We start from the raw sequence: 10,739 nt of genomic DNA on the forward strand, positions 1-10,739 counted from the left end.
GTGCACCCCGTCGCGGCGATGATCAGATCAGGCTGCGTGTAGGTGCGCCGCGCTTGCCGGCCTGCCTCCACCAGAAAACGCCACTTCAACATCACGTCTTCACTAATAGGCAGGACGCGGCCATCGAACATTGGGCGCAGCTTGTGCGTCAGCCAAGCCGTCAGCTCCGACCTTTTGCCGGCATCGGCTGCCTGCTCAATGCCAAAGCGAATCTCCGCCAGCGTCACGGTGCTGATAAAAAGAGTATCAAGTGGCTGGTCAGCCACGAAGGCAACGACCTTCCTGTCCGGCTTGGGCCGACGGAGTTCGGACAAGACATTGGTGTCGAGCAACCAGCCCGTCACAGAACGACATCACGCACTGGCATCACCATGCGCTCGACGTCAAACTCGACATCCGGATGTGGACACGCCTGGAGCACGTCCACCAAGGCCTGCCCGGAAAGGCTTCCCTTCAGCCGGCGGAATTCCTCCGCCGAAATAACCACCACCTCGTCGCGACCGTGCACCGTGACATGCTGTGGGCCATCGCTTTTAACCCGACGCACCAACTCACTGAAACGCGCCTTGGCATCCTGTAAAGGCCAACGATCATCAGGCTTTGGCACCCCACGTGTTTCTCGCGTCATGTCCGCCTCGGAAAACTGGTCTGTCTGACTATTATATCAGGATGGACAGAACCAAGCCAGTCACGGCTCCATCAGCTCCAGCGCCCGGCTGAAGTCGAAGCCGCGCACCGACTGGATGAAGTCGTCTGCGCGGGTGGACGGCATGGCCGCGCGCAGCAGATGCAGGTTGCTCTCGGCCAGTTCCTCGGCCTCGGGATCGTTGTCGGCCAGCAAGTCCCGCAGGCGCGCCATCAGGGCCGCCGCCTTGGCCGGGTCGGCGTCCGTGGTGGCCGCCGGCGCCGGATCCGGCGCGTCCTCTGCCAGCCAGCGCTCGATGCCCGCCGCCACCCCGTCCAGCAGGGGGGACAGGGCCGACAGCGTCCGCTCCGGCGCCTCCCCGATGCGCAGCGCCGCCTCCACCGCCGCGGCGGCGCGCTGCACCTCGCCGGCACCGATGGTGCCGGCCACGCCCTTCAGGGTGTGGGCCAGCCGTTCCGCCGTCTGCACGTCGCCGCCGCGCCAGCGCTCGAGGATCGCGGCGGGGGTGGCGCGCTGGTTGGCGGCGAATTTCCCCAGGATGTCGGCATAGAGNGCGCGCTTGCCCCGCACCCGCCGCAGCCCCTCCNTCGCATCGACACCGGGGATGGTGATGGCCCGCAGGGTCTCCGGCGCCGGGCCGGCCGGCGGCAAGAAATCAGGCGCCAAGGGCTCAGGCGACATCGGGGCGGCGGCGCGCGGCCGGCTCCAGCGCAGGAGCACCGCGAACAACTGGTCGGGATCGATGGGCTTGGAGACATAGTCGTCCATGCCGGCGGCCAGGCACCGCTCCCGGTCCGACGCCATGGCGTTGGCGGTCATGGCCACGATGGGCAGCGCCGTCTCCCCCATCTCCCGGATGCGACGCGCCGCCGTCAGGCCGTCCATAATCGGCATCTGCACGTCCATCAGCACGGCGTCGTAGCGCCGCTGGGCCACCTTTTCCAGCGCCACCGCGCCGTTCTCCGCCAGGTCCACGACGACGCCCACGTCGGCCAGCAGCTCGATCGCCACCTGCTGGTTGAAGTCGTTGTCCTCCACCAGCAGGACGCACAGACCGCTCAGCCCTTCGAAGCTGGGGGAGACGTCGTCCGCGCGGACCTTGGGCTCCGCCGGCTCGGCGCCGGCGATGGCGCGGATGACGGCGTCGAACAGGACGGAGGAGTTGACCGGCTTGATCAGCACGTCCTCGATGCCGCTCCGCTCCGCCGCCCCGCGCATATCCTCCCGGCTGTAGGCCGTCACCATGATCATGTGCGGCGGATGCGCCAGGCCCAGGGCCACGATGCCCCGCGCCGTCTCCATGCCGTCCAGGTCCGGCATCTGCCAGTCCAGGAAGGCCACGTCGTAGGGGATGCCGGCGGCGGCGGCATCGCGCACAGCGGCGATGGCGGCGTGGCCGTCGGCCGCGCCATCGACGCGGAAGGACATGGAGGTCAGCATGGCGGCCATCACCCGCCGGGCGTTGCGGCTGTCATCCACCACCAGCACCCGGCGCCCGCGCAGGTCGGGCCGGGGCAGCAGCGGCTGGCCGGCCGACACCCGCCCCAGCCGGGCGGTGAACCAGAAGCAGGAGCCCTTGCCATAGGCGCTCTCCACGCCCACCGTCCCGCCCATCAGTTCCGCCAGCCGCTTGGAGATGGCCAGGCCCAGGCCCGTGCCGCCGAAGCGTCGGGTGGTGGTGGCATCCGCCTGTTCGAAACTGCGGAACAGGCGCCCCTGCTGCTCCGCCGTCATACCGATACCGGTGTCCGCCACCTGGAACAGCAGGGTCACCGCCTCCTCATCCTCCTCCACCAGGCGGATGTGGATGGAGATGCGGCCCTTTTCCGTGAACTTCACGGCATTGCCGGCGAAGTTGATCAGGATCTGCGACAGGCGCAGCGGATCACCCATCAGGTTGCCCGGCACGGCGGCGTCGACGTCGAAGACGAACTCCAGCCCCTTGGCCGCCGCCCGTTCCGCCACCAGGTTGGCGACACCGTCCAGCACCTCATCCAGGCGGATTTCCACCCGCTCGATGGCCAGCTTGCCGGCATCGATCTTGGAGAAGTCCAGGATGTCGTTGATGATGCCCAGCAGATGCTGGCCGGACCGCTGGATCTTGAGCAGATAGTCGCGCTGACGCGGGGTCAGGTCGGTCTTCAGCGCCAGGTGGCTCATGCCGATGACGGCGTTCATCGGGGTGCGGATCTCGTGGCTCATGTTGGCCAGGAAGTCGGCCTTGGCCTGGGACGCCGCCTCCGCCGTGTGGCGCGCGGCCTCCAGCTCCACCGCGCGGGCGCGGGTCATGGCGACGATACGGCTCAACAGCGCCACGCCGGTGCCGACGCCGGCATAAAGGCCCTGGTCGGTGATCAGGAAGCCTTCGGTCAGCGCCTTGGGATGCTCGCTGGCGATCATGGCGCTGACGTCGTCCAGGGGGGTGTCGACGTCGACGCAGAGATAGGCCCGCCCCAGCAGGAAGGCGACGGGCCGGCGACGGTAGAGTTCCGACTTGATCTGATGGGCGAAGGTGGACAGCAGGAATTCGCGGGCGATCAGCCCCAGCACCCCGCCCCAGTCGTCGACGACGGCGACGCAGGGCAACAGGGGGGCGTTGAGGAAGATCTGCACGACCTCGCCGCAGGGCGTGCGCTCGGCAATGCCGCGCGCCGGCTGCAGGATGTCCCGCGCGCGGTACACCACCGGCACCGCCGTCACGGCCCCCCCCTCGCCCGCCCTATCCCCGCCGCCCATGTGCATGCCCCGCCCCTGTCAGGCGCCAGGCAGCCCGGCGCCCCTCTTCCTCATCGCCGGTCCGCCGCCATCAGCAGGTATTCGCGCTTTTCCTCCAGGATGGATTCCTGGTCGGCGAAGCGCAGGGCGATGGCGCGGAACTCATCCTCGATCTCAAGGAAAGCCTTGACGATATCGGGATCGAAATGACTGCCCGACCCGTTGGCGATGATGGCGGCCGCCTGTTCATGCGGCATGGGGTCCTTGTAGACGCGCCGGCTGATCAGGGCGTCGTACACGTCGGCCACGGCCATCAGGCGGGCCGATATGGGGATCTGTTCCGCCACCAGGCCCTCGGGATAGCCGCTGCCGTCCCACTTCTCATGGTGGGAATAGACGATTTCCTTGATGCAGGTGAGGAACTCCACCGGGGCGCCCAGCGCGTCCTCCGCCGCCTCGATGGCGGCGCGGCCCAGCGTGGTGTGCCGCTTCATGATCTCGAACTCCTCCGGCACGTAGCGGCCGGGCTTCAGCAGGATGCGGTCGGGGATGCCGACCTTGCCGATGTCGTGCAGCGGCGCCGACTTGAACAGGGTGTCGATGCGCCCGTCGGTGATGTAGTCGGCAAAGCGCGGATGGGAACGCAGACGCACGCCAAGGGCGCGGACGTAGAACTGGGTGCGGCGGATGTGGTTGCCGGTGTCGGTGTCGCGCGTCTCCGCCAGGGACGCCAGGGTCATGACGGTGACGTCCTGGATGGCCATGACCTCACGGGTGCGGCGCGCCACCTCCGCCTCCAGGAAATCGGCCTTGTCGCGCAGCAGGTCGGCGATGGCCTTCAGCCGCAGGTGGGTGCTGACGCGGGCCAGAACGATGGGTGGGCTGATGGGCTTGGTGATGTAGTCGACCGCCCCCAGCGCCAGGCCCCGCTCCTCATCCGCCACCTCATTGCGGGCGGTCAGGAAGATGACGGGGATGTCGCGGGTGGCGGGGTCGGCCTTAAGCCGGCGGCAGACCTCATACCCGTCCATTCCGGGCATGACGATGTCCAGGAGGATGAGGTCCAGGCCGGGGTGGTCGGCGATGACGGCCAACGCCCGTTCCCCGGAATTGGCCACGCGGACGTGATAATCGTCCCTCAGCAGGCCGCTCATGATCTTGAGGTTGTCGGGCGTGTCGTCAACGACGAGTATCTGCGGCCGCACCTTTTCCACCACGATGGGCCTATCCCCTTCCCACATCGGCCACCTTCCGTCCGTCACGCCGCCGGACAAGCACGAGGAGCCGGCGGGCCCGCCGCCGTGGGGCGGAACCTCCCTGTTTTAACGTTCAATTATTTCTTGCAGATGACGGTTTGCGAAAGATTACAGTTTGATTATAGGGATTCAGCGCCTTTGATTTAAATATCCCACAAATCATCCAGAGATGTTGCGGGCGTATACTCCCGAGAGCCTGTCAGGCCACGGCAGTGCGGGGCCTGGTCACCAGGAAGGTCAGGACCAGGGCGGCCACCAGCAGCAGGGACGCCAGCAGATAGGGCGATCCATGGGGCAGCATGGCCAGCGGCCCGACGCTGTCGGCCAGCACGGTGGTGAACAGCACGGGGCCGATCATGCCGGTGATGCCGCGGATGCTGACCAGGGTGCCTTGCAGCAGCCCCTGCTCGGTGGCCTCCACCTGGGCCGACATCATGCTCTGCACCGCCGGTCCCACCATGCCCCACAGGGCCACCAGGGGAATGCCACAGAGGAAGGCGGCCCCCACATCGGCGGTGCCGAAGACGGCGAAGCCGCCAGCCCCCGCCACCAGGCCCAGCATCAGCGTGCGTCGGGCCCCCAGGCGCTTCACCACGCGTCCCACCAGGCCGCCCTGGACCACCGTGCTGCAGATGCCCACCGTCGCCAAGGTCAGGCCCACCGTTTCCGATCCCCAGCCGTAGCGGTCGTTGACATAGATGACGAAGGCGTTGTTCAGCGCCTCATGCGCCAGATAATACAGCCAGACGATGCCGCCCAGCCCCAGCATGCCCGGCGCGCCGCGCAGCAGGGCGAAGGCGCCCAGGGGGTTGGCCCGCCGCCAGGAGAAGGCGCCCCGCCGGTCGGCCGGCAGCGATTCCGGCAGGACGAACAGGCCATAGCAGGCGTTCAGCAGGCTGAGGCCCCCCGCCACCCAGAACGGCAGGCGCGGGCTGATGCCGCCCAGCAGGCCGCCCGCCGCCGGCCCGACGATGAAACCCAGGCCGAAGGCGGCACCCAGCATACCGAAACCGGCGGCGCGCTTTTCCGCCGGCGTCACGTCGGCGACATAGGCGGACGCGGTGGTGAAGCTGGCCGCCGTGATGCCGGAAACGATGCGCCCCAGCACCAACCAGCCCAGGGTGGGGGCCACCGCCATCAGCAGATAGTCGATGCCCAAACCGAAGCAGGAGATCAGCAGGATGGGCCGCCGGCCGAACCGGTCGGACAGCGCCCCGATGAGGGGGGAGAACAGGAACTGCATGGCGGCGAACAGCGTGCCGAACACGCCCACCATATGCGCCGCCCGGGCGTTGTCGCCGCCGACGAAGCCCTTCACCAGGTCGGGCAGGACCGGAATGACGATGCCCAGGGCCAGGATGTCCAGCAGCGCGGTCACGAAGATGAATACCAGCGCGGCGCGGCGCGGCGTGGAGGATGCGGTCATTGTCAGGCCCAGACTGAACCCGGCGTTGTGGACACCGGATGGGAACGTCGTTTTCTTGCGGGCCCTACCCTTAATCCTTTTGCGCGGCGGCGGGGAGTCCCGAAAGCGCCGCTGGTCATTATGTCCGATGCCGGGATGTCCGATGCCGTCCCCCTCCAAATGCCGAAGCGCTGGCCTTGGCCGGCCCGGTGCCGGTATGGTGCCTGCCGGTTTGCGACCTTGGTCAAGAGGACGAACGATGCGTGAGGTCACCTGCGTTCTGGACGCCCAGGCCCAGTTGGGCGAATGCCCGCGCTGGGACAGCGAGGAAGGCGTGCTGTACTGGGTGGACATCCCGGCCAAGACGCTGCATCGCTTCGACCCGGCGACCGGCCAGGACGTGCAACGCGGCTTCATCCAGCCCGTGGCCTGCCTGGCCCGCCACGGCGCCCTGGGATTCGCCCTGGGCATGAAGGACGGCTTCGCCCTGCTGTCGGATTTCAGCGCTGAACCCGTCGCCTTGGGCGCACAGGTGGAGAAAGGCCGGCCCGACAACCGCTTCAACGATGGCCGTTGCGATCGCCTGGGCCGCTTCTGGTCCGGCACTTTGGATGGCACCAAGCAGCACCGGAACGGCACGCTGTACCGCCTGGGCGTGGATGGCCAGGTGACGGAAGTGGCCACCGGCTTCCTCACCAGCAACGGCATCGCCTTTTCCCCCGACGACCGCACCTTCTACCTGTCGGATACGCCCAACCACGTCATCTACGCCTATGATTTCGACCTGGCGTCGGGGCATATCACCAACCAGCGCGTCTTCCACCAGTTCCCGCACGGCCTGGGCCGGCCGGATGGCGCCACGGTGGATGCGGAGGGCTGTTATTGGACGGCGCTGTACGATGGTGGCCGGGTGGTGCGCCTGTCACCCGCTGGCGACATCCTGGAGGAAGTGGCCATCCCCGCCCGCCTTTGCACCATGATCGCCTTCGGCGGCCCCGACCTGAAAACCGCCTATGTCACCACCGCCCGCCAGAAGCTGGACGAGGCGGAACTGGCGAGGCATCCGCAGTCCGGCGGCATCTTCAGCTTCCGCGTCGATGTGCCCGGTCTGCCGGAGCACCGGTACGGGGGATGAGGCCACGTAGGCTGTTCACGCCCCCAGGCCGAATGCCTTCCTCAAGCTGGAATCGACGGGACCGAAGGGCATGAAACGGCGCAACTTGCTGAGCAGCGAGGCTTCGCCCCTGGGCGTGCGCCGCATTTTCCAGGTGCCCAAGGCGGCATCGGCGATGGTATCCGCGACGCGATCCGGCCCCGGTGCGTCACGGACAGCCCGCTGGATGGCCTGGAACACCTTGTCACGCTCGTCGTCATAAGCGGCGAATTGGGATGCCGCCTGCGGTGCGTTAACGTCCAGGCTGGTCTTGGTGAAGGATGGCTCGACCAGGACTACCCGGACCCCGAATCTGCGAACCTCATGATCCAAGGTTTCAGACAAGCCCTCGACGGCGTGCTTCGACGCCGAATAAAGGCCCATGTAGGGTGCGGGAAGGAAACCCAGCACTGAGCTGACATTGACGATCCTTCCGGAGCGTTGCGCGCGCATAGAGGGCAGGACGGCTTGTGTTGTCCGCAATATGCCAAACACGTTGGTGTCGAAAACCGACTGGGCCTCGCTCACTGAGGTTTCTTCGGTGGAGCCGAGGAGGCTCACCCCAGCGCTGTTCACCAAGACATCGATGCGCTGGGTCTGGACCAGGACGGCTTGGATCGCCCGCTGGACGGACTCCTGGTCCCGCACATCCATCTCGATCAGAACGACCCCGGGTATTGGCTTTGTCGTCAAGACGTTGCGCACCGTGCCGAATACCTGGCACCCCCGCTTGGCGAAGACCTCGGCGGTGGCCCGCCCGATACCTGACGACACACCGGTGACGACCACTGTTGGGGATTTGGACATGATCATCTCTTTATTTTCATCTGCCGTAGTTCATGCGCAAACGGCGCCGTACCGACCAAACCATGACATGTCGCCAATTAAAGTGGCCGGCCGCTGAGACGGTTTATGAAGTCCCGATCGGGATGCGTGTCCACCTCCGTCGACACGGCACGGGACGGGCGTTCATGCTTGCCTTCCAGACCGCTGATGAACAGCCGGGCCGGATCCTCCTGGGGCTGGTTCAGGGAGGGGATGATGACATCGCGTGCCGTCGGTTCCCGCTTTCCCGCCAGTGAGGCGATGAAGGCTTTCGCCGAGTCCCCGTCCGTCGCGGCAAACGCCGGACCGGACATGGCGCCGAACAGGATCAAGGCCGTGACCGGCGCACGCAACTTCCCTTGGACCGAGGTGGCCATCATCTGTCTCCGGCGATACGCTGAACGCCACCCGGATAGGGGGCGCTACAAGCATCATCTGTTGGAACCAACCCGCGCCGTCATGGGCGGGAGCAGCATCACGCTGTACCGATAAGATATGCGATGAGTGATGATTTACCAATATCGTCACTCATCACATACACGGATACCGGCCATGCCATCAGGGCGGGACATGACAATGGTTGACAGCTCCCGGCCCCGCAGGAAGGGGGCCGTGAAGAAAACTAAAATATTGGGGGAAATGCCGAGCCTGCGGTCAGGCGTGGATGCCGCGCAAACCCGGCCTCAATCGTCGCCGGGCGCACTTTCCGTCGCGGGCTTCAGCGGGTGGCTGTGATGACCGCTCATTTCGGCGCCGGCATCAGGGTTCAGCCGATGAAAAAAAAAACCGAGGCCAGACCGATGGCCATGGCGTCANGGAAGGCCACCATGAAGTCGTGCGGCTCCAACTTGGCGCCGCCATGCGCGGCCAGCGTGGTGTGCAGCAGCAGGGCGCCGGTGGCCACCCCCATGCCCAGCGACACCTGCTGCACCATGGACGACAGGCTGGTCGCGGCGCTCATGCGGTTGGGCGGGATGTCGGCGAAGGCCAGCGTGTTCAGGCCGGTGAACTGCAGCGAGCGGAAGAAGCCGCCGACCAGCAGCACCACCAGGATCAGGGGCAGTGGCGTGTCCGGCCGGAACAGGCCGATGGCGCCGGTCAGCACGGCCGACACCACGCTGTTCACCACCAGCGCCTGGCGGAAGCCATAGCGGCGCAGGATGGGCCCGGCCGTCATCTTCATCACCAGCGCGCCGGCGGCGGTGGCGAAGGTCAGCAGGCCGGAGACGAAGGCCGTCAGCCCAAAGCCCACCTGCAGCATCAGCGGCAGCAAGAAAGGGATGGCGCCCATGCAGATGCGGAACAGGGAACCGCCCAGCACGCTGATGCGGAAGGTGGCGGTCTTCAGCAGGTCCAGGTCGATCAACGGATGGGGATGGCTGCGCGCATGGCGCACGGCCACGGCGCCCACCAGCACGCCGAAGGCCAGCAGCGCCGGCGCCACACGCCAGTCCACGCCCTCACGGCCGATGCACTCGAACCCCGCCATCAAGGCGGCCAGCGCCACGCCGGAATTGACGAAGCCCCAGCCATCCAGCTTGGCCACCGATTCCTCGCGGTGGTCGGCGATATAGCGCCAGGAAAGATAAAGACCCAGCAGGCCGATGGGGACGTTGATGAAGAAGATCCAGCGCCAGGACAGATAGGTGGTCAGCAAACCGCCGATGGGCGGGCCGATCAGCGGTCCCACCATGGCCGGCGTGGTGAGATAATTCATGGCCCGGACCAGCTGGTCCTTGGGCACCGTGCGCAGCAATACCAGGCGCCCCACCGGCACCATCATGGCGCCGCCGACGCCCTGCAGCAGGCGGGCCAGCGCCAACTGCGGCAAGGACTGGCTGAGCCCGCAGGCGATGGAGCCCAGGGTGAACAGCACGATGGCGGCGCGGAAGACGCGGCTGGATCCGAAACGGTCCGCCACCCAGCCGCTGATGGGGATGAAGACCGCCAGGCTGAGGATGTAGGCGGTGATGGCCAGGCTGAGATGGATGGGGCTCAGCCCCAGGCTTTCCCCCATGGCCGGCAGAGCCGTGGCCAGGACGGTGGCGTCCAGGTTCTCCATGAACAGGGCGCACGATATGATGAGCGCGACGAGCATCGCCGTCACAGTGCCTTTCATCGAGCCGGTGGTGCGGGACCAGTGCTGGGAACCAGCGGTTTGGCGGGGAAAACGCTACCTGCCGTTTGAGAATTTGGTCAAAGCCGCCGTGCTGACAAGTGCCGCCCGGGCATGGCTGACCGTCATGCGCGAACGGGTTCCGGACGCTCATGCATCCCCGCCAAACCGTCACGTCCGCGGGTGGTTCCACCGCCCCGCTTGAGCCGATTTAAACAAAGCGGGGACGCTTGGAATAAAGCGAGGGAGACCGACGTCATTCATGCGGCCCTGGGGCGACCCCAGGGCCAAACAATCGGGAGGACTCGCAGATGCTGAAGCAGATCATCGCCGCCGCCGCGCTGACGGCCGGCCTTGCCGTCGCCACCGGCGCCCTGGCCCAGGCCAAGGTGGCGGACACCGCCAAGGGCAAGGCCCTGGTCGACGGCCGGGGCATGACCCTCTACACCTTCGACCACGACACGGAGGGCCAGTCCAACTGCATCGCCCAGTGCGCCGCCAACTGGCCGGCGTTCAAGGCCGGCGCTGAGGCCAAGGCCAGCGGCGACTGGACCCTGATCACCCGCGACGACGGCGCCAAGCAATGGGCCTACAAGGGCAAGCCGCTCTACGCCTTCGCCAAG

10 protein-coding genes are annotated in these 10,739 nt (G+C 66.8%); 2 read left to right on the forward strand and 8 right to left on the reverse strand.

Translation table 11 applies throughout. The annotated features are described in order from the left end of the window. From I55_RS04315 to I55_RS04335, 5 genes are all read right to left on the reverse strand, one after another. On the reverse strand, positions 1-332 hold a 332-nt coding region (locus I55_RS04315; RefSeq protein ID WP_199902455.1), incomplete at its 3' end, for a PIN domain-containing protein. An 8-nt stretch (positions 333-340) separates the two neighbouring features. Then, positions 341-607: a type II toxin-antitoxin system Phd/YefM family antitoxin gene (locus tag I55_RS04320; RefSeq protein WP_252181006.1), complete on the reverse strand. Its 267-nt coding sequence runs from the start codon at positions 605-607 to the stop codon at positions 341-343. A gap of 81 nt (positions 608-688) precedes the next feature. Next, a complete protein-coding gene (locus tag I55_RS04325; RefSeq protein ID WP_049973818.1) occupies positions 689-3,388 on the reverse strand; it encodes a response regulator in 2,700 nt (899 codons plus the stop codon). A 44-nt stretch (positions 3,389-3,432) separates the two neighbouring features. Next, positions 3,433-4,602 (reverse strand): two-component system response regulator, encoded by a 1,170-nt coding sequence (locus I55_RS04330; RefSeq protein WP_044559279.1) that lies wholly within the window; start codon positions 4,600-4,602, stop codon positions 3,433-3,435. 214 nt (positions 4,603-4,816) lie between these two features. Then, the gene (locus I55_RS04335) at positions 4,817-6,043 is read right to left on the reverse strand and encodes a TCR/Tet family MFS transporter (protein WP_044559280.1); all 1,227 of its coding nucleotides are present in this window, start codon (positions 6,041-6,043) and stop codon (positions 4,817-4,819) included. Positions 6,044-6,281: 238 nt separating this feature from the next. Here I55_RS04335 and I55_RS04340 point away from each other — a divergent pair, with 238 nt between their 5' ends. Beyond that, positions 6,282-7,157, forward strand: a complete 876-nt coding sequence (locus tag I55_RS04340; RefSeq protein ID WP_044559281.1) for an SMP-30/gluconolactonase/LRE family protein — start codon at positions 6,282-6,284, stop codon at positions 7,155-7,157. Between the two features lie 15 nt (positions 7,158-7,172). Here the strand turns inward: I55_RS04340 and I55_RS04345 are convergent, their stop codons facing one another. The 3 genes from I55_RS04345 to I55_RS04355 all read right to left on the reverse strand — a co-directional run bounded on the left by I55_RS04345 (position 7,173) and on the right by I55_RS04355 (position 10,098). Continuing rightward, positions 7,173-7,988 carry an oxidoreductase gene (locus I55_RS04345; RefSeq protein ID WP_199902456.1) on the reverse strand — a complete coding sequence of 272 codons (816 nt, stop codon included), beginning with the start codon at positions 7,986-7,988 and terminating at the stop codon, positions 7,173-7,175. A gap of 71 nt (positions 7,989-8,059) precedes the next feature. Further along, complete coding sequence (locus I55_RS04350) at positions 8,060-8,380, reverse strand: hypothetical protein (protein WP_044559282.1); 321 nt, start codon at positions 8,378-8,380, stop codon at positions 8,060-8,062. A 386-nt stretch (positions 8,381-8,766) separates the two neighbouring features. Next, positions 8,767-10,098, reverse strand: coding sequence for a DHA2 family efflux MFS transporter permease subunit (locus I55_RS04355; protein ID WP_252181007.1), 1,332 nt, complete (start codon positions 10,096-10,098; stop codon positions 8,767-8,769). 329 nt (positions 10,099-10,427) lie between these two features. Here I55_RS04355 and I55_RS04360 point away from each other — a divergent pair. Then, positions 10,428-10,739 (forward strand): hypothetical protein (locus I55_RS04360; protein ID WP_044559283.1); only part of this gene is annotated, 312 nt, incomplete at its 3' end.

The organism is Azospirillum sp. B4, assembly GCF_000333275.1.
Classification (GTDB): Bacteria; Pseudomonadota; Alphaproteobacteria; order Azospirillales; family Azospirillaceae; genus Nitrospirillum.